This window comes from Streptomyces sp. CBMA152, assembly GCF_014596475.1.
Lineage (GTDB): Bacteria > Actinomycetota > Actinomycetes > Streptomycetales > Streptomycetaceae > Streptomyces.
Genome location: NZ_MECJ01000024.1, coordinates 242,151 through 261,302, shown reverse-complemented (window position 1 = coordinate 261,302; position 19,152 = coordinate 242,151). Strand labels below are relative to the sequence as shown.

Here is a 19,152-nt window from a genome sequence, read left to right as displayed (position 1 = left end):
AGGGTAGATGGATAACTTTGACGCGGACGTAATTATCGCGGGAGCCGGCCCCACTGGACTCATGCTCGCAGGCGAACTGCGCCTGAACGGCGTGTCCGTGATTGTCGTCGATCGCCTTGCCGAGCCCATTCAGCAGTCCCGTGCGCTGGGATTCTCGGCACGTACCATCGAGGAATTCGGCCAGCGTGGCCTGCTGTCCCGTTTCGGTGAAGTCGACGTCATTCCGGTCGGTCATTTCGGCGGAGTGTCCATCGATTACCGTTTGGTCGAGGGCGGTTCGTACGGGGCGCGGGGCATCCCCCAGTCGCGCACCGAGGGCGTCCTGGCCGACTGGGCCGGGCAGCTCGGCGCCGAGGTGCGGCGCGGGGTCGAGGTCACCGGCCTGGACAATGGGACCGACGGCGTGAGCGTGGAGGTCAGCACCCCCGAGGGGCCCGCCACGCTGCGCGGCCGCTACCTGGTGGGCGCGGACGGCGCCCGCAGCGCGGTGCGCAAGCTCGCGGGCATCGACTTCCCGGGCACCGACCCGGCCATCGAGCTCCGGTTCGCCGACATCAGCGGGGTGCCGTTGCGCCCGCGCTTCAGCGGCGAGCGGGTGCCCGGCGGCATGGTCATGGTGCTGCCGCTCGGCCCGGAGCGCTGCCGGATCGTCTACTTCGACCGCAGCGAGCCGCTGCGCAAGAGCCCGGACCCGATCACCTTCGACGAGGTGGCCGAGGCGTTCAAGCGCCTGTCCGGCGAGGACATCAGCGGCGCCACCGTGCACTGGGTCTCCACCACCAGCGATGTGAGCCGGCAGGCCGCCGAGTACCGCAGGGGCCGGGTCTTCCTGGCCGGCGACGCGGCCCACATCCATCTGCCCATCGGCGCCCAGGGAATGAGCGCCGGTGTGCAGGACGCGGTGAACCTCGGCTGGAAGCTCGCCCTGGAGATCAAGGGCCAGGCTCCCGAGGGCCTGCTCGACACGTACCACTCCGAGCGGCACCCGGTCGGCGCGCGGGTCCTCACCAACACGCTCGCCCAGCGGATCCTCTACCTCGGCGGCGACGAGATCACCCCGCTGCTCGATGTGTTCACCGAGCTCACCGGGTTCGAGGACGTCCAGAAGACGCTGATCGGCATGGTCACCGGCCTGGACATCCGCCACGACGTGGGCGCGGGCGACCATCCGCTGCTCGGCCGGCGTCTCAAGGACGAGGAGTTGGTGGTCGACGGCAAGAAGACCACCAACTTCGAGCTCCTTTCGGCCGGCAAGGCCATCCTGTTCAACCTCACCGATGACCCCCACCTGCGGGAGCTCGCCGCAGGCTGGGCCGACCGTGTCATCACGGTCACCGCCGAGCAACACGACTGCGACAACGGGCTGGACGCCTTCCTGGTCCGTCCCGACGGCTATGTCGCATGGGTCGCCCCTGCCGCGTCGCGCACGGAGGGGCTCGCCGAAGCACTCAACCGATGGTTCGGCCGACCCAACTGAGCTGGGCCTGACTCCCTTTCACATCCGTAGAGACCGAAGGAAGCGAAGAACATGCCCAAGATTTCCTCCGATGACAAGCACCTGACCGTCCTCAACCTGTTCTCCACGGACGCCCCGGAGAAGCAGGAGGGGCTGCTCGGCGCGATGCGCGAGATCGTCGACGCGGCGGCCTACCCGGGCTGGATGTCGTCCACCGTGCACGCCGGTGTGGACAAGCCGGGCACGGCCAACTTCATCCAGTGGCGCAGCCGCGCGGACCTTGAGGACCGTTACGACGGCGAGGAGTTCAAGCACCGCACGCTCCCGCTCTTCGGCGAGCTGACCACGTCGATCCGCCTGCTCCAGAACGAGGTCGCGTACTCGCAGACCAAGTCGGGCGACGGCGTCGAGATCTCCCCGGCCCGCACCGACTACACCGTCATCGCGGTCTTCGGTGTCGAGGAGAAGAACCAGGACGACCTGGTGGACGCGCTCGGCCCGTCGATGAAGTTCCTCAGCGACGTTCCCGGCTACGTCTCGCACACCATCCTCAAGGGCATCGCTGCCCGTGGCCTTGAGGGCTCCTTCGTCGTCTCCTACTCGCAGTGGGAGAGCAAGGAGGCCTTCGACGCCTACCAGGCCACGGCGCAGGGCGACAAGCCCGCCGCCCGCCAGGACGCGGAGAGGCGCACCGGCTCGCTCCTGACGTCGGTGGACTCCAACACCTACCGCGTGGTCCACACCCGCGCGGCCGGCGAGTAACGAAACAGAGCATTCCGCTGAGGCGGAATGAGCACATCCGGACGCCCGACTCCCTTTATGGAGCCGGGCGTTCCGGCTTTTCAGGCCCGTTCGGGCGGCTTTCCGATGGCAAGACGGTCCGGTTCGCGACCTGACGGCACCTGACGCCGACGTGACAATTCCGCACGGGTCAGCTGCTGATTACTGCGGGTTCTCTGACATGGCTGCGGGACATTTGCGGAACCTGACCGAACCGGACGTAGACCTGAACCGGGGCGCCTTGAAAGGACATGCCCGCTCAGCGGACCCTTGAATGCATGATCCGGGGCGTGGTTCGCCACCGCTGATCCTCTCGCTCAACTCCCGTTCATGGCTCTCGCATTCGGCCGCGTCCGACGTCGTACGCGCAGGAAGCGGGGCCAGTGCCGGATCAACCGCAACCGCTGAGGAGCGAATACGTATGCACAGCACGCTCATCGTCGCCCGCATGGAACCCGGTTCGAGCACCGACGTCGCCAAGCTCTTCGCCGAGTTCGACGCGACGGAGATGCCGCACCGGATGGGAACGCTGCGCCGCCAGCTGTTCTCCTACCGGGGCCTCTACTTCCACCTGCAGGACTTCGACGCGGACAACGGCGGTGAGCTGATCGAGGCCGCGAAGAACGACCCGCGGTTCATCGGGATCAGCAACGACCTCAAGCCGTTCATCCAGGCGTACGACCCGGCCACCTGGCGCTCGCCCGCCGACGCCATGGCCACGCGCTTCTACAACTGGGAGGGGCGCGCGTGAGTACGCCTCGCAGGGTGGTCATCACCGGGATGGAGGTTCTCGCCCCCGGTGGTATCGGCGCCAAGAACTTCTGGAGCCTTCTCAGCGAGGGCCGCACGGCGACCCGGGGGATCACGTTCTTCGACCCCACGCCGTTCCGCTCGCGGGTGGCCGCAGAGATCGACTTCGACCCGTACGAGCACGGTCTGAGCCCGCAGGAGGTCCGGCGCATGGACCGCGCCGGCCAGTTCGCGGTCGTCGCCTCGCGCGGCGCGCTCGCGGACAGCGGTCTGGAGCTCGGCGCGCTCGACCCGTACCGGGTCGGTGTCACGGTCGGCAGCGCGGTCGGCGCCACCATGGGCCTGGACGAGGAGTACCGGGTCGTCAGCGACGGCGGCCGGCTCGACCTCGTGGACCACCAGTACGCCGCGCCGCACCTCTACAACCACCTGGTGCCGAGCTCGTTCGCGGCCGAGGTGGCCTGGGCGGTCGGCGCCGAGGGCCCCAGCACCGTGGTCTCCACCGGCTGCACCTCCGGCATCGACTCGGTCGGCTACGCCGTCGAGCTGATCCGCGAGGGCTCCGCCGACGTCATGATCGCCGGTTCCTCGGACGCGCCGATCTCGCCGATCACCATGGCGTGCTTCGACGCGATCAAGGCCACGACGAATCGTTACGACGAGCCCGAGACGGCCTCGCGGCCCTTCGACAACTCGCGCAACGGCTTCGTCCTCGGCGAGGGCACCGCGTTCTTCGTCCTTCAGGAGCTGGAGAGCGCGCAGAAGCGTGGCGCGCACATCTACGCGGAGATCGCGGGCTACGCCACGCGCTCCAACGCGTACCACATGACCGGACTGCGCCCCGACGGCGCGGAGATGGCCGAGGCGATCCGCGTGGCGCTCGACGAGGCGCGGATGAACGGCGACGAGATCGACTACATCAACGCCCACGGCTCCGGCACCAAGCAGAACGACCGCCACGAGACGGCGGCCGTCAAGCGGATCCTCGGTGACCACGCCTACCGGACGCCGATGAGCTCCATCAAGTCGATGGTGGGGCACTCGCTCGGCGCGATCGGCTCCATCGAGATCGCCGCGTCCGCGCTCGCCATGGAGTACAACGTCGTACCGCCCACGGCCAATCTGCACACGCCCGACCCCGAGTGCGACCTGGACTACGTCCCGCTGACCGCCCGCGACCGCAAGACCGACGCGGTCCTCTCGGTCGGCAGCGGCTTCGGTGGATTCCAGAGCGCCGTGGTGCTCGCCCGTCCCGAGAGGAAGCTCGCATGACGTCGTCCGTGGTGGTCACCGGTCTGGGGGTGGCGTCCCCCAACGGGCTCGGCATCGAGGACTTCTGGGCGGCGACCGTCGGTGGCAAGAGCGGCATCGGCCGCATCACCCGCTTCGACCCGTCGTCCTACCCGGCCAAGCTGGCCGGCGAGGTCCCGGGCTTCGTCGCGGAGGAGCTGCTGCCCAGCCGTCTGCTCCCGCAGACCGACCGGGTCACCCGGCTCGCGCTCGTCGCCGCCGACTGGGCGCTCGCCGACGCGGGCATCACCCCGTCCGAACTCGGCGAGTTCGACATGGGCGTGGTGACCGCGAGCGCGGCCGGCGGCTTCGAGTTCGGCCAGAACGAGCTCCAGGCGCTGTGGTCCAAGGGCAGCCAGTACGTCTCGGCATACCAGTCCTTCGCCTGGTTCTACGCGGTCAACAGCGGCCAGATCTCCATCCGCAACGGCATGAAGGGCCCCAGCGGCGTGGTCGTCAGCGACCAGGCCGGCGGGCTCGACGCGGTGGCGCAGGCGCGGCGGCAGATCCGCAAGGGCACCAGCGTGGTCGTCTCCGGCGCCATCGACGCCTCGGTCTGCCCGTGGGGCTGGGTGGCACAGCTGGCCAGCGACCGGCTCTCCACCAGCGAGGAGCCGACCCGCGCCTACCTCCCCTTCGACCGCGAGGCCGCGGGGTACGTGCCCGGCGAGGGCGGCGCGATCCTGATCATGGAGGACGCCGAGTCGGCGCGCGCCCGTGGCGCCCGCGTCTACGGCGAGATCTCGGGCTACGGCTCGACGATCGACCCCAAGGCCGGCTCCGGCCGTCCGCCGGGGCTGCGCAAGGCCATCGAACTCGCCCTGGCGGACGCGGGGGTCGCCCCGGGTGACGTGGACGTGGTCTTCGCCGACGCGGCCGCCGACCCCGAGCTCGACCGGCAGGAGGCCGAGGCCATCAACGCCGTGTTCGGCGTGCGCGGCGTGCCGGTCACCGCTCCCAAGACGATGACCGGACGGCTCTACTCGGGCGCGGCCCCGCTGGACCTGGCCGCCGCGTTCCTCGCCATGAAGGACGGTCTGATCCCGCCGACCGTGCACGTCGATCCGGCCGCCGAGTACGACCTGGACCTGGTCACCGGCCAGCCGCGCACCGCCGAGGTGCGCACCGCGCTGGTCCTGGCCCGCGGCTACGGGGGCTTCAACTCGGCCGTCGTCGTACGCGCAGCCGAGTAGCTGGTACGCACCAGCTCCACCGCTCCACCCGATATTCACGCACCACCGCTGAACACCACTGCGACCAGCCACTTGGGCACGCGTACTGAGGAAGGGAAATCCCATGGCCACCACGTTCACCCTCGAAGACCTGAAGCGCATTCTGCTGGAGGCGGCGGGCGCCGACGAGGGCGTCGACCTGGACGGCGACATTCTGGACACCGAGTTCGAGGTCCTGGGATACGAGTCGCTCGCTCTGCTGGAGACCGGCGGCCGCATCGAGCGCGAGTACGGCATCTCGCTCGACGACGACGCGCTGACCGACGCGGTCACCCCGCGCGCCCTCATCGAGGTCGTCAACGCCCAGCTGTCCTCCGCGTCCGCCGCCTGAGCCGCTCGAAAAGGAAGAGGAATCATGACCGAGAACACCGCACGGGTCGCGCTGGTCACGGGTGCCACGAGCGGCATCGGGCTCTCCGTCGCCCGGCTGCTCGGCTCGCAGGGCCACAAGGTCTTCATCGGCGCGCGCAACGCCGACAACGTCGCCGAGACGGTCAAGCAGCTCCAGGGCGAGGGTCTGGAGGCCGACGGCTCGGCGCTGGACGTCACCGACGCCGACAGCGTCAAGGCCTTCGTCCAGGCGGCCGTCGACCGCTTCGGCACCGTCGACGTGCTGGTGAACAACGCCGGCCGCTCCGGTGGCGGCGTCACCGCCGACATCGAGGACGAGCTGTGGGACGCCGTCATCGACACCAACCTGAACAGTGTCTTCCGGGTCACCCGTGAGGTCCTGAACACCGGCGGCATGCGTCACAAGGACCGCGGCCGGATCATCAACATCGCCTCCACCGCCGGCAAGCAGGGTGTCGTCCTCGGCGCCCCGTACTCGGCCTCCAAGCACGGCGTGGTCGGCTTCACCAAGGCGCTGGGCAACGAGCTCGCGCCGACCGGCATCACGGTCAACGCCGTCTGCCCCGGATACGTCGAGACGCCGATGGCGCAGCGGGTTCGCCAGGGTTACGCGGCCGCGTACTCCACCTCCGAGGACGCGATCCTGGAGAAGTTCCAGTCCAAGATCCCGCTCGGCCGCTACTCCACCCCGGACGAGGTCGCGGGTCTGGTCGGCTACCTCGCCTCGGACACGGCCGCGTCCATCACCGCGCAGGCGCTCAACGTCTGCGGCGGCCTCGGCAACTTCTAGTCCCGCCACGTACCCGAAGGAGCAGCGGATATGACGACCCGCGAGGTCGAGCACGAGATCACCGTCGAAGCCCCCGCCGCCGCCGTGTACCGGCTGCTGGCGGAGGTCACCAACTGGCCGCGGATCTTCCCGCCGACGATCTACGTCGACCAGGTGGGCGAGCACAACAACCACGAGCGCATCCGGATCTGGGCCACCGCCAACGGCGAGGCCAAGAACTGGACCTCGCACCGTGAGCTCGACCCCGAGGCCCTGCGGATCACCTTCCGCCAGGAGGTCACCACGCCGCCGGTCGCCGCGATGGGCGGCACCTGGATCATCGAGACCCTGGGCGAGTCCACCTCGCGGGTCCGGCTGCTCCACGACTACCGGGCCATCGACGACGACCCCGAGGGCCTGGCCTGGATCGACGAGGCGGTCGACAAGAACAGCCGCTCGGAGCTGGCCGCGCTGAAGCAGAACGTCGAACTGGCCCACGCGACCGAAGAGGTGACGTTCTCGTTCACCGACACCGTCATCGTCCAGGGCTCGCCCAAGGACCTGTACGACTTCATCAACGAGGCCAACCTCTGGTCCGAGCGGCTGCCGCACGTGGCCGTCGTCCGGCTCACCGAGGACACCCCGGGCCTGCAGACCCTGGAGATGGACACCCGCGCCAAGGACGGCTCGGTGCACACCACCAAGTCGTACCGGGTGACCTTCCCGCACCACAAGATCGCGTACAAGCAGATCACGCTGCCCGCGCTGATGACCCTGCACACCGGGATCTGGACGTTCGAGGAGACCCCGGAGGGCACGGCCGCCTCCTCGCAGCACACCGTCACGCTCAACACGGACAACATCGCGAAGATCCTCGGCCCCGAGGCCACCGTCGCGGACGCCCGTGAGTACGTCCACACCGCGCTGTCCACCAACAGCACGGCCACGCTCAACCACGCCAAGACGTACGCCGAGTCGAAGGGCTGAACCGGAGATGACCACCACGGACCGCCTCGACACCCAGGTCATCGTCGTCGGCGCCGGCCCCGTCGGGCTTCTGCTCGCCGGTGAGCTGCGTCTTGGCGGTGCCGATGTGGTCGTACTGGAACAGCGGGCCACGCCCACCACGGAGTCGAGGGCCTCCACGCTGCACGCCCGCACCATGGAGCTCCTCGACAGCCGCGGCCTCCTGGAGATGTTCGGGACGCCGCCGAACGAGCCGCGTGGCCACTTCGGCGGCATCCCGATGGACCTCACGCTGCCCAGCCCCTTCCCGGGGCAGTGGAAGATGCCCCAGACCCGGACCGAGGCGCTGCTCCAGGAGTGGGCGCTGTCGCTGGGCGCGGACATCCGGCGCGGCCACGAGCTGGTCGCCGTGTCCGACGAGGGCGACTTCGTCGAGGCCCGGGCGGCTGGGCCCGAGGGCGCGGTCGTGGTGCGCGGGCGGTTCCTCGTCGGGTGCGACGGCGAGGAGTCGGCCGTGCGCCGCCTGACGGGCGCCGACTTCCCGGGCAACGACGCCGGCCGCGAGCTGCTGCGCGCGGACGTGGCCGGTGTCACCATCCCCAACCGCCGCTTCGAGCGGCTGCCCGCCGGGCTCGCCATCGCGGCGACCCGCGACGGGGTGACCCGGGTGATGGTGCACGAGTTCGGCTCGAAGGCCGAACCCCGCACCGGCGACCCGGAGTTCAGCGAGATCGCCGGGGTCTGGAAGCGTGTCACCGGCGAGGACATCAGCGGCGGAACCCCGCTGTGGGCGAACTCGTTCGGCGACGCCAACCGCCAGCTCACGCAGTACCGCGCCGGCCGGATCCTGTTCGCCGGTGACGCCGCCCACCGGCAGATGCCGATCGGCGGCCAGGCCCTCAACCTGGGCCTCCAGGACGCCTTCAACCTGGGCTGGAAGCTGGCCCTGCACCTGGGCGAGTCGGCCCCCGAGGGCCTGCTCGACACCTACCACGACGAGCGGCACGAGGTCGGCCGGCGGGTCCTGTCCAACATCAGGGCGCAGGCCATGCTGCTGCTCGGCGGGCAGGAGGTCGAGCCGCTGCGCTCGGTCCTCACCGAACTCCTGCCGTACGACGACGTCCGGGCGCACCTCGCCGGGATGATCAGCGGCCTCGACATCCGTTACGACGTGGGCGGCCCCGAGCACCCGCTGCTCGGCGCGCGGCTGCCGGACGCCGGGCTCACCACCGGCGAAGGCCCCCTGAACACCGCCCAGTTGCTGCGCACCGCACGCGGTGTGCTCCTCGATCTGTCCGGTGGCAGTGCGGTGCTGCCGGACGCCTCCGGCTGGGCGGACCGGGTCACCGCTCTGCCCGCCGTGCCGGAGAAGGACGGCGCCCTCGACTCGGTGGGCGCCGTCCTGGTCCGCCCCGACGGCCATGTGGCCTGGGCCGGTAGCCCGGACACCGACGGCACCGGGCTGCGGGAGGCCCTGGAGCGCTGGTTCGGCCCCTCGCACTGAGTCCCCGTACGAGAAGAACCCCCCACCCCCGCGCACGACCGTATGACTCCACCTCACAGCACCACCGGGCACGCCCAGGAAAGGGAACACTATGGAGGGGACAGCCGTGGACACCGATGTGATCATCGTCGGCGCGGGTCCGACCGGTCTCATGCTCGCCGGGGAACTGCGCCTCGGCGGGGCGAACGTCGTCGTCGTCGAGCGGCTGACGAAGCCCACCGGCCAGTCCCGCGGCCTGGGCTTCACCGCCCGCGCCATGGAGATCTTCGACCAGCGCGGGCTGCTGCCCCGGTTCGGCCAGGGCGAGACGCTGGAGATCAGCCCGCTCGGGCACTTCGGCGGCGTGCAGTTCGACTACACCGTGCTTGAGGGCGCCCACTTCGGGGCGCGCGGCATCCCGCAGAACATCACCGAGACGGTGCTTGAGGAGTGGGCGACCGAGCTCGGCGTCGACATCCGGCGCGGCTGGGACTTCCTGGAGATAGCCGACGGCTACCTGGACGGCGACGGCGTCGAGATCAAGGTGCAGACGCCCAACTCCGTACGGAAGTTGCGCGCTTCGTACCTCGTGGGCGCCGACGGCGGTCGCAGTGTGGTGCGCGAGGCGGCCGGGTTCGACTTCCCGGGTACCTCGGCGACCCGGGCGATGTTCCTGGCCGATGTGACCGGCTGCAACCTCAAGCCGCGCTTCCTCGGCGAGCGGCTGAACAACGGCATGGTGATGGCGGCCCCGCTCGCCGAGGGCGTCGACCGCATCATCGTCTGCCCCGACGGCACGCCCGCGCGCGCCAGCGGCGACACGGTCAGCTTCGAAGAGGTCGCCGCCGCCTGGCAGTCGATCACCGGCGAGGACATCTCGCACGGCGGCGCCGAGTGGGTCAGCTTCTTCAGCGACGCGACCCGCCAGGCCTCCGAGTACCGGCGCGGCCGGGTCCTGCTGGTCGGCGACGCCGCCCACATCCACCTCCCGGCCGGCGGCCAGGGCCTGAGCACCGGCGTCCAGGACGCGGTCAACCTCGGCTGGAAGCTGGCCGCGTCGGTCGCCGGGACCGCGCCGGAAGGGCTGCTCGACACGTACCACGGCGAGCGGCACCCGGTCGGCGCGCGGCTCCTGATGAACACCCGCGCCCAGGGCATGGTGTTCCTCGGCGGGCCCGAGGCCGAGCCGCTGCGGCAGCTCTTCGGCGAGCTCATCCAGTACGACGATGTGAAGCGGCATCTCGCGGGTGTCGTCAGTGGTCTGGACATCCGGTACGAGATCGGGGACGCGCACCCGTTGGTGGGGCGCCGGATCCCGCCTCGGCGGTTGGTGGGTGCGGCGGGGGAGACCAGCACCACGGAGTTGCTGCACCCGGCGCGCGGGGTGTTCCTCGACCTCACCGACGACAGCTCGCTGCGGGCGGCCGCCGCCGCGTGGTCGGAGCGAGTGGACGTCTTCACCGCCTCGCCCAAGCCGGTGGACGGTGGCGTCGACCCGCTCGCGGGTGCGGCTGCCGTGCTCGTACGGCCCGATGGATACGTCGCCTGGGCCGGAGAGAGCGCGGTGGGCCTCGCGGACGCGCTGAACCAGTGGTTCGGTCCGGCCAGTTCGTGACGCCCACCGGCTCGGTTCTCGTGGTCGTTTCGCGGCTGCGGGCCGTCCCTGGCTTGTCGCGCAGTTCCCCGCGCCCCTATCGGGGCGCGGGCACCTGGCCACTCAACAGTCAACGCAAACGGGGGCATTGATGGAAAGCACGCTCGCACCGGGCGCGGTCTCCCAGGGCGTTCGCAGGATCACCCTGGACGCCGGGGGAGTCACGCTGTCCGCGCTGCTGTGCGAGCCGGAAGGGACGCCCCGCGCCACCGTCGTCGCCGTGCACGGTGGCGGGATGAACGCCGGGTACTTCGACGGTCAGGCGCACCCCGAGCTGTCCCTGCTCACCCTCGGCGCGCGGCTCGGCTACACCGTGCTCGCGGTGGACCGACCCGGCTACGGCCACTCCGCCGCGCAGCTGCCCGAGGGGCTGACCGTCGCCGAGCAGACCGAGGTGCTGCGGGCCGGGATCGACGACTTCACCTCCAAGTACCCGACCGGCGCGGGGGTGTTGCTGGTCGCCCACTCCTTCGGCGGCAAGCTCGCGCTCTCGGCCGCCGCGCACTGCACCGGTGACGGTCTGCTCGGCATCGACATCTCCGGCTGCGGCCACCGCTACGCCGTCACCCCGGGCGTCCTGCGCAAGGGCCTCAAGCACATCGCCCGCCACTGGGGCCCGCTGCGGCTCTACCCGCCGGACACCTTCCGCAGCAGCGGCAACCTGGTGGCGCCGATGCCGGAGCGCGAGGCGGGCGAACTCAAGCGCTGGCCCGAGCTGTTCGCGACCCTCGCGCCGCGCGTACGCATCCCGGTGCGGCTCACCTTCGCCGAGCACGAGGGCTGGTGGCTGCACGGCGAGCAGGACCTCGCCGACCTCGCCGCCCAGCTGACCGCCTCGCCCCGTATCGTCGTCGACCGCCAGCCGGACGCCGGCCACAACATCAGCCTCGGCTGGGCGGCCCGCTCCTACCACCTGCGCACCCTCGCGTTCCTGGAGGACTGCATCACGCGGGCAGGACGCGATGGGTGATCCGAGCCTATGACCAGCACTCTCGCAACCCCCTTCCGTTCCCTGTCCGTACGGAACTTCCGGCTCTTCGCGGCCGGGCAGGTGGTCTCCGTCGCGGGCACCTGGATGATGGTCGTGGCCCAGGACTGGATCGTCCTGGGCCTGGCCGACAACTCCGGCACGGCGCTGGGCGTGGTGACCGCGCTGCAGTTCACTCCGCTGCTGCTGTTCACCCTGTACGGCGGGCGGCTCGCCGACCGCTACGACAAGCGCTTGCTGCTGACCTGCGCCAACCTGGCGTCCGGGGCGCTGGCGCTGGTCCTCGCGATGCTCGCGTTCGCGGACGCGGTGCAGCTGTGGCACATCTGGCTGTGCGCGTTCGGCCTCGGGGTGGTCAACGCCGTCGAGGTGCCGACCCGGATGTCGTTCGTCAGCGAGCTCGTCGGGCCCGAACTGCTGCCCAACGCCTCGGCGTTGAGCGCCGCGTACTTCAACACCGCCCGGGTCGTCGGCCCGGCCCTTGCCGGACTGCTCATCACCGGCTTCGGCACCGGCTGGGTCATGCTGTTCAACTCCGTCAGCTATCTGGCCACCGTCGCCGGGCTGCGGATGATGCGGCCGGACGAGCTGCTGCGGGGCGCACAGCCGGACACCCGGCCCCGGGTGATCGACGGGCTGCGGTACATCCGCAGCCGTCCCGATCTGAAGCTGCCGCTCGCCCTCGTCGGGGTGATCTCGCTCTTCGGGCTCAACTTCCAGCTGACGCTGCCGCTGTTTGCCAAAACGGTTTTCCATGCCGACGCGGCCTCGTTCGGGCTGCTCACGACCGGCTTCGCGGCGGGCTCGCTGGTCGCCGCGTTCGTCACCACGGCGCGGCGCGGCCGTCCCTCCAGCCGTCTGGTGGTCGCCTCGGCGATCGTGTTCGCGGCCCTGGAGACGGTAGCGGGCTGGGCGCCCGACTTCGCCTCCGCGATCGTGCTGCTCTCGCTCACCGGCGGCGCGACCATCTACTTCGTCCAGGCGGCCAACCACCGCGTCCAGCTCGGCAGCGACCCGCAGTACCGGGGCCGGGTGATGGCGCTCTACACGCTCATCGTCCAGGGCTCGACGCCGCTGGGCTCGCTCCTCATCGGCGCTCTCGCCGAACACCTGGGTGCCCGCTCGGGGTTCTACGTGGGCGGCCTGGTCTCGCTCGCGGCGGCCCTGACGGCCCTGGCCTTCGACCGGCGTACGGGCAAGGAGGCGTCCGAGGACGTGACGATGACCAAGGACGTCGAACCCGAAGGCGTGGCCATCGCAAAGGAAGCCGCGCCCGGACAGGACGGCTTCGAGCCCGAGGCGGTGCGCCGGTGAACGCGACCGTGACCCCGCTGAAGGCGCCGCCGGAGGCCGGGCAGCTGCATCTGACCGTCTTCCGCCCGCCCGCCGAGGACGTGGCGACGGTGTGCCCGCTGATGCAGGCCCTGGACGAGCTGGAGGCGGCCCGCGCGGCCACCTTCGTCCACGACAGGGACCGCCGCCAGTACGTGGCGGCGCACGCCACCCTGCGGCGCGTCCTCGCCGAGTACACCGGGCACGAACCCAACCGGGTGCCGCTCGGCCGGGCCGAAGGGCCGTACGGAAAGCCGCAGTTGATCGACCCGCCCGTGCCGCTGCACTTCAACCTCTCGCACAGCCACGGCCTGATCGCCATCGGGGTCGCGGCGGACCCGGTGGGCGTCGACGTCCAGCGCGTCCCGACGCCCGAGGCCGTCGAGGTGGTCCTGCCCAGACTGCATCCGCGCGAGCGCGAGGAACTGCGCGCTCTGCCCGCATCGGAGCGCCCGGAGGCGTTCGCGCGGCTGTGGACCCGCAAGGAGGCCTACCTCAAGGGCCTGGGCACCGGCCTCACCCGCTCGCCCGCGGCGGACTATCTGGGCGATCTGGAGGCCGCGGCCCGCCCGGCGGGCTGGACGGTGCGCAACGTGTCCGTACAGCCGGGCTACGCGGCCGCGGCCGCGCTCCGCCACCAACCGACCTGATCGAGAAGGCAGTCGATTCCGCACCAGGATTCCGCAACCAACAGGGGGAAACCGAACCATGCCGACCACGCCGACCACACAGTCCTCCGCCGAGGTCTCCGACCGGCTGGACGAACTCAGCGAACGCAAGGAACAGGCCGTACGCGGGCCCAGCGACAAGGCGACCGAGGCGCAGCACGCCAAGGGCAAGCTGACCGCACGCGAGCGGATCGAACTCCTCCTGGACAAGGGCAGCTTCACCGAGGTCGAGCAGCTGCGGCGGCACCGTGCCACCGGGTTCGGCCTGGAGGCCAAGAAGCCGTACACGGACGGTGTCATCACCGGCTGGGGGACGGTCGAGGGCCGTACGGTCTTCGTCTACGCGCATGACTTCCGCATCTTCGGCGGCGCGCTGGGCGAGGCCCACGCCGCCAAGATCCACAAGATCATGGACATGGCGCTGGCGGCGGGCGCGCCGCTGGTCTCGCTCAACGACGGCGCGGGCGCCCGTATCCAGGAGGGCGTCAGCGCCCTCGCGGGCTACGGCGGCATCTTCCAGCGCAACACCCGGGCCAGCGGCGTCATCCCGCAGATCTCCGTGATGCTCGGCCCGTGCGCCGGCGGCGCGGCGTACTCGCCCGCCCTGACCGACTTCGTGTTCATGGTCCGCGAGACCTCGCAGATGTTCATCACCGGTCCGGACGTCGTCCAGGCCGTGACGGGTGAGGAGATCAGCCAGAACGGGCTCGGCGGCGCCGATGTGCACGCCGGGACCTCGGGCGTGGCGCACTTCGCGTACGACGACGAGGAGAGCTGCCTCGCCGAGGTGCGCTATCTGCTGTCGCTGCTGCCGTCCAACAACCGGGAGATGCCGCCGCTGGCGCAGACCTCGGACCCGGTGGACCGCGAGGCCACGGCCCTGCTCGATCTGGTGCCGGCCGACGGCAACCGCTCGTACGACGTGCGCGGGGTGATCGAGGAGCTCGTCGACGACGGCGAGTACATGGAGATCCACGCCAACTGGGCGCCCAACCTGGTGGTGGCCCTGGCCCGGCTCGACGGCCATGTCGTCGGCGTCGTCGCCAACCAGCCGTCCGCCATGGCCGGAGTCCTGGACATCAAGGCGAGCGAGAAGGGCGCCAGGTTCGTCCAGTTCTGCGACTCGTTCAGCATCCCGCTGATCACCCTCGTGGACGTGCCCGGGTTCCTGCCGGGCGTCGACCAGGAGCACGACGGCATCATCCGGCGCGGCGCCAAGCTGCTCTACGCCTACTGCAACGCGACGGTGCCTCGTATCTCGGTGGTGCTGCGCAAGGCGTACGGCGGTGCCTACATCGTGATGGACTCGCGTTCCATCGGTGCCGACCTGTCGTTCGCCTGGCCCACCAACGAGATCGCGGTGATGGGCGCCGAGGGCGCGGCCAACGTGGTGTTCCGCCGGGAGATCGCCGCGGCCGACGACCCGGACGCGATGCGCAAGCAGAAGATCGACGAGTACAAGAACGAGCTGGTGCACCCCTACTTCGCGGCGGAGCGCGGTCTGGTCGACGACGTCATCGACCCGCGCGAGACCCGCTCGGTGCTGTGCCGCTCGGTCACGATGCTCATCGCCAAGGACGCCGAGCTGCCCCGCCGCAAGCACGGCAACCCGCCCCAGTAGGCCCGACGACCCAGAAGAGGTGACCGACATGAGCGAGATGACGCAGCTCACCGAGACCGCCGAGACCGCGGCCGAGCCTGCCGAGATGACCCTGGAGGACTGCCGCGAGCTGTTGCGGATCGAACGGGGCAACCCCGATCCGGAGGAACTCGCGGCGCTCGCGGCGCTGTTCTTCGCGCACTTCTCGGCGATCGAGGCGCGGCGGGAGGCCGCCCGTGTCCTGATCCCGAGGCAGCGGCGCTCCGCGAGCTGGCGCCGCACCGAGCGGGCGCCGGGCTTCGACGGCCCGCGCACCTGGCGGGCGGGCGGCCCCGCACTCGTCTGACGATTCGTCAATTACCAGGCGACTGAAGCGCTTTCCCTCCCTCGCATACCACGCGCGCACCCCGTGCGGGCCGCCCCACCAGGGCGGCACCGCCCGGGGTGCGCCCCTGTTCAGGGTGCCCGGACTTTACTTGACACACGCTCGGCCGGACGACCATTCTGTGCGGTGAATGGGGGTCTTCGTCATGCAGGTGTTGCCGTACTGCAAGCTACTGCCCGATCACTGGGAGCGCTGGGGCGCTCCGGCAGCGCCCGACTGAGGCGCAGGCAGACGAAATTCAGCCAACGGCCATCATGGCGCCACTTGGACACCCGTTATTTAACTTGCTGTCAACAGACCTGCCGGAATTCTGTATACGGGCAGGCCGATGTGGCGAACGTCATGTCATGACTCTGCCAACATCAGAGCTCCGCCAAGATGGCCGGTTTATGCGAGTCGCGGCGAGTTACGCTTGGTTGAATCGACAGCAGTACCGGTCTTCCGCTTCCGCATGGCGAGGACTGGTTGACGAGGGCTTCCGGCCGTGATCACGTATGGAAACGAGCAGGCAGCCTGTCCGATCCCGCTCAATAACCGACACAGTTTATTTGTTATTTGCTCGAACCTCTTTGAATTCCGTAGCAGCGGTCTGTAGGTTCGTCGGTGAGATCTGGATCGGATCTCGTATTGGACTCACTCAGATGGGGGAGGGACATGACTCGCGGGGGAGGCATGACTCAGAGTTCGTCAGAGGCAGTGCTGGAGCCTCATATACCTGTCCAGCGTGGTCCCGGTGGACCACACCTGATCGAAGAGGGCGTGTCGGAAGCGGTGCGCAGGGTGGCCGGCCTCTCGCGGGGCCGGCGGATCCTCGTGGTCGACAGCGACGTCGACGGCGCGGAGTCCCTGGTGTGCAGGCTGCGCAGGCACGGCCACGAGGCCATCGGCGTAAAGAGCGGCAGCACCGCGCTGCAGGCGTACGAGGACGTGGACCTTGTCCTCCTCGACCTCGAACTCCCGGACCTGGACGGGCTGGAGGTGTGCCGGGCCATCCGCTCCGTGAGCGGCATCCCTGTGATCATCGTCACCGCCCGGGGCTCCGAGCTCGACTGTGTGCTCGGCCTACAGGCCGGCGCAGACGACTATGTGGTCAAGCCCTATGGCTTCCGGGAGTTAATGGCACGGATCGAAGCCGTCATGCGTCGCGCTAGGTTCCAACCGCCTGTTGCCAGAGAGATCTTGCACGGGCGGTTGCGCATTGACGTGAGCTCCCGCGAGGTGAGCCTGGACGGCCGTGAGGTCGGGCTGACCCGCAAGGAATTCGATCTGCTCTGCCTGCTCGCGTCCCACCCGGACACGGTCATTCCGCGAAAGCGCCTGCTCCAGCAGGTCTGGGGGGACTCCTGGTCCCGCCGTACTGTCGACACCCATGTCAGCAGCCTTCGTGGAAAACTCGGCGACAGCGGCTGGATCATTACCGTGCGCGGAGTCGGTTTCAAGCTGGGCAACGGGTGAATTCCTGCCTTTCCGCCCGGTGAGGGAAACAGAAAAACAAGTTGAACAACCGTCTTATATCCGAAGAATTCTCTGGTGCCGCAGCCGGTAATGATTGCCGAGTGTGAGACGGGTTTTCGGGCGGGGCCCCGGGGGTATTATTCCTCCCCCGGGGCCCCGCCCGTATTAGCAGTAACTCCCGAAAATATCAATTCCGTGCAACATGGCATCCTGCACACCTTGCCAGGCCCCTTGTGCGCAGAAAAAGGCCCCCGCGACCGGCCGAGAAGCCGGACCGCGGGGGCCTTTGCCGTACTGCCGCCGTGTGCCTACGGGTTGAGGACCCAGGCGGAGTTGTGCTGGGTGAAGCCGATGTGCGGGTAGTACTCCACCGCCGCCGGCGCCGACAGGAGAATGATCTTCGCCTGCGGGGCCTCCTTCTGCGTCGCGTCGATCAGCGCGCGGCCGATGCCGGAGCGCTGGTAGTCGCCGCTCACCGCGATGTCCGAGAGGTACGTCGCGTAGGAGAAGTCGGAGATGCTGCGGGCGATGCCGATGAGCCTGCCCTGGGCGTCACGCGCCACGAGTACGAGGTTGGCGCCTCGCACCATGGCGGCGAACCGCTCCACGTCCTCGATGGGACGGCGCTCGCCCAGGCCCGAGGTGCGGTAGACGTCGAGGACCTCGTCCAGGTCCAGGTCGGCGCCCTCGACCCGCTCAGTCGTCCAGGTCACGAAGCTGCTCCAATCGCTTGAGAATCACACCGTGGTTGACGAGGAAACGCTCCGGGCGGAGCTGGCCGATGTCCATGCCCTCCTGCCGCAGCGTGTCCCCGAAGTGCTCGCCGGTCGTGATGGTGCGGTTCGCGGCGGCCTGGACGGCCCGGTAGGCCTTCTCCCGCTCCACCCCGTCCGCCAGCAGATCGGCGAGTACGGCCGAGCTGAACACAAGACCGTCGGTCTGGTCGATACCCGCCCGCATCCGCTCCGGGAAGACCTTGAGGTTGCGGACCAGGTCGGCCGCCATCGTGGCCTGGAAGTGCCCCACCGACAGCGCGTCCGGCAGGATCACCCGCTCCACCGACTGGTGGGCCAGATCGCGCTCGTGCCACAGCGCCACGTTCTCCAGCGCCGTGGTCGCGTAACCGCGCAGCAGCCGGGCCAGACCCGTCAGGCGCTCGCTGGTGGTCGGGTTGCGCTTGTGGGGCATGGCGCTGGAGCCCTGGTACGCGGACGTGCGCTGCTCCTCCACCTCGCGGACCTCGGTGCGCTGGAGCAGCCGCAGCTCCAGGGCGATCTGCTCGACGCTCGCGCCGAGGACGGCGACGGCCTGGATGAGCTGGGCGTGCCGGTCGCGGGCGACGACCTGGCTCGGGGCCGGCTCGACCCCGAGGTCCAACTCCTCGCAGACGTACGCCTCGACGGAGGGGTCGATCAGCGCGTACGTGCCGACCGAGCCGGAGATCGTGCCCACCGCCACGGCCTTGCGCGCCGCGCGCAGCCGGGTGATCGAGCGGTCCACCGCGAACGCGAACTGCGCCAGCTTGTGGCCGAAGGACGTCGGCTCGGCGTGGACGCCGTGGGTGCGGCCGACGATGACCGTCTCCCAGTGCTCAAGCGCTCGCTCGACCAGCACCTTGCGCAGCTCCACCCCGGCCGCGATCACCAGGTCGGTGGCGCGGGCCAGGTTGTAGCCGAGCGAGGTGTCGACCAGGTCGTAGCTGGTCATGCCGAGGTGGACCCAGCGGGCCGACTCGTCCGGGATGTCCTCGCAGTAGGCGGCGAGGAACGAGAGCACTTCGTGGTCGCGCTCGCGCTCGATCTCCTGCACCCGCTCGGGCGTCGGGACCTTGGCCCGCCGCATGTCCTCGACCGCGTCCTCGGGCACCCGTCCCAGGCGCGCCTGCGCCTCGGAAGCCAGGATCTCCACCCGGACCCAGGTCGCGTACCGCGCCTGGTCCGAGAAGATGTCCGCCATCGCGGGCAGGGTATAGCGGGGAATCATTTGGGCCAGC

General features: G+C 69.8%; 18 protein-coding genes. 16 read left to right on the top strand and 2 right to left on the bottom strand.

Translation table 11 applies throughout. The features are described 5' to 3' along the window. Nucleotides 1–61 precede the first annotated feature (61 nt). From BG418_RS21080 to BG418_RS21005, 16 genes are all read left to right on the top strand, one after another. Entirely contained in the window at nucleotides 62–1,477 is a 1,416-nt protein-coding gene (locus tag BG418_RS21080; RefSeq protein WP_262928602.1) for an FAD-dependent monooxygenase, read from the top strand. Nucleotides 1,478–1,528: 51 nt separating this feature from the next. Next, the gene (locus BG418_RS21075; protein WP_188275491.1) at nucleotides 1,529–2,218 is read left to right on the top strand and encodes an antibiotic biosynthesis monooxygenase; all 690 of its coding nucleotides are present in this window, start codon (nucleotides 1,529–1,531) and stop codon (nucleotides 2,216–2,218) included. Nucleotides 2,219–2,657: 439 nt separating this feature from the next. Further along, nucleotides 2,658–2,987, top strand: coding sequence for a TcmI family type II polyketide cyclase (locus BG418_RS21070; RefSeq protein WP_188275490.1), 330 nt, complete (start codon nucleotides 2,658–2,660; stop codon nucleotides 2,985–2,987). Continuing rightward, nucleotides 2,984–4,258, top strand: a complete 1,275-nt coding sequence (locus tag BG418_RS21065; protein ID WP_188275489.1) for a beta-ketoacyl synthase — start codon at nucleotides 2,984–2,986, stop codon at nucleotides 4,256–4,258. Before BG418_RS21070 ends, BG418_RS21065 begins: the two co-directional genes overlap by 4 nt. Next, the gene (locus BG418_RS21060; protein WP_188275488.1) at nucleotides 4,255–5,469 is read left to right on the top strand and encodes a ketosynthase chain-length factor; all 1,215 of its coding nucleotides are present in this window, start codon (nucleotides 4,255–4,257) and stop codon (nucleotides 5,467–5,469) included. The genes BG418_RS21065 and BG418_RS21060 overlap by 4 nt, the downstream gene beginning before the upstream one ends. Before the next feature lie 103 nt (nucleotides 5,470–5,572). After that, nucleotides 5,573–5,839 carry an acyl carrier protein gene (locus BG418_RS21055; protein WP_188275487.1) on the top strand — a complete coding sequence of 89 codons (267 nt, stop codon included), beginning with the start codon at nucleotides 5,573–5,575 and terminating at the stop codon, nucleotides 5,837–5,839. Between the two features lie 24 nt (nucleotides 5,840–5,863). After that, complete coding sequence (gene fabG / locus BG418_RS21050) at nucleotides 5,864–6,649, top strand: 3-oxoacyl-ACP reductase FabG (RefSeq protein ID WP_188275486.1); 786 nt, start codon at nucleotides 5,864–5,866, stop codon at nucleotides 6,647–6,649. Nucleotides 6,650–6,679: 30 nt separating this feature from the next. Next, nucleotides 6,680–7,615 carry an aromatase/cyclase gene (locus tag BG418_RS21045; RefSeq protein ID WP_188275485.1) on the top strand — a complete coding sequence of 312 codons (936 nt, stop codon included), beginning with the start codon at nucleotides 6,680–6,682 and terminating at the stop codon, nucleotides 7,613–7,615. Between the two features lie 7 nt (nucleotides 7,616–7,622). Beyond that, on the top strand, nucleotides 7,623–9,098 hold the full coding sequence (locus tag BG418_RS21040; protein ID WP_188275484.1) for an FAD-dependent monooxygenase: 1,476 nt from the start codon (nucleotides 7,623–7,625) through the stop codon (nucleotides 9,096–9,098). A gap of 91 nt (nucleotides 9,099–9,189) precedes the next feature. Then, complete coding sequence (locus BG418_RS21035; RefSeq protein ID WP_188275483.1) at nucleotides 9,190–10,692, top strand: FAD-dependent monooxygenase; 1,503 nt, start codon at nucleotides 9,190–9,192, stop codon at nucleotides 10,690–10,692. 130 nt (nucleotides 10,693–10,822) lie between these two features. Then, nucleotides 10,823–11,701, top strand: coding sequence for an alpha/beta hydrolase (locus tag BG418_RS21030; RefSeq protein ID WP_188275482.1), 879 nt, complete (start codon nucleotides 10,823–10,825; stop codon nucleotides 11,699–11,701). Nucleotides 11,702–11,710: 9 nt separating this feature from the next. After that, nucleotides 11,711–13,033, top strand: a complete 1,323-nt coding sequence (locus BG418_RS21025) for an MFS transporter (RefSeq protein WP_188275481.1) — start codon at nucleotides 11,711–11,713, stop codon at nucleotides 13,031–13,033. Then, entirely contained in the window at nucleotides 13,030–13,701 is a 672-nt protein-coding gene (locus BG418_RS21020; RefSeq protein WP_317453712.1) for a 4'-phosphopantetheinyl transferase superfamily protein, read from the top strand. The genes BG418_RS21025 and BG418_RS21020 overlap by 4 nt, the downstream gene beginning before the upstream one ends. Nucleotides 13,702–13,759: 58 nt before the next feature. Beyond that, the gene (locus tag BG418_RS21015; protein ID WP_188275480.1) at nucleotides 13,760–15,340 is read left to right on the top strand and encodes an acyl-CoA carboxylase subunit beta; all 1,581 of its coding nucleotides are present in this window, start codon (nucleotides 13,760–13,762) and stop codon (nucleotides 15,338–15,340) included. A gap of 28 nt (nucleotides 15,341–15,368) precedes the next feature. Further along, nucleotides 15,369–15,665, top strand: a complete 297-nt coding sequence (locus BG418_RS21010; RefSeq protein ID WP_223185183.1) for an acyl-CoA carboxylase epsilon subunit — start codon at nucleotides 15,369–15,371, stop codon at nucleotides 15,663–15,665. Nucleotides 15,666–16,358: 693 nt separating this feature from the next. After that, nucleotides 16,359–17,159: a response regulator transcription factor gene (locus BG418_RS21005; RefSeq protein WP_371655131.1), complete on the top strand. Its 801-nt coding sequence runs from the start codon at nucleotides 16,359–16,361 to the stop codon at nucleotides 17,157–17,159. A 308-nt stretch (nucleotides 17,160–17,467) separates the two neighbouring features. On the opposite strand, the gene BG418_RS21000 is transcribed toward BG418_RS21005, so the two are convergent. Together BG418_RS21000 and purB are read right to left on the bottom strand one after the other, a co-directional pair. Then, entirely contained in the window at nucleotides 17,468–17,872 is a 405-nt protein-coding gene (locus tag BG418_RS21000) for a GNAT family N-acetyltransferase (RefSeq protein ID WP_188275479.1), read from the bottom strand. Then, nucleotides 17,856–19,142, bottom strand: a complete 1,287-nt coding sequence (purB, locus tag BG418_RS20995) for an adenylosuccinate lyase (protein WP_188275478.1) — start codon at nucleotides 19,140–19,142, stop codon at nucleotides 17,856–17,858. Before purB ends, BG418_RS21000 begins: the two co-directional genes overlap by 17 nt. Nucleotides 19,143–19,152 lie beyond the last annotated feature (10 nt).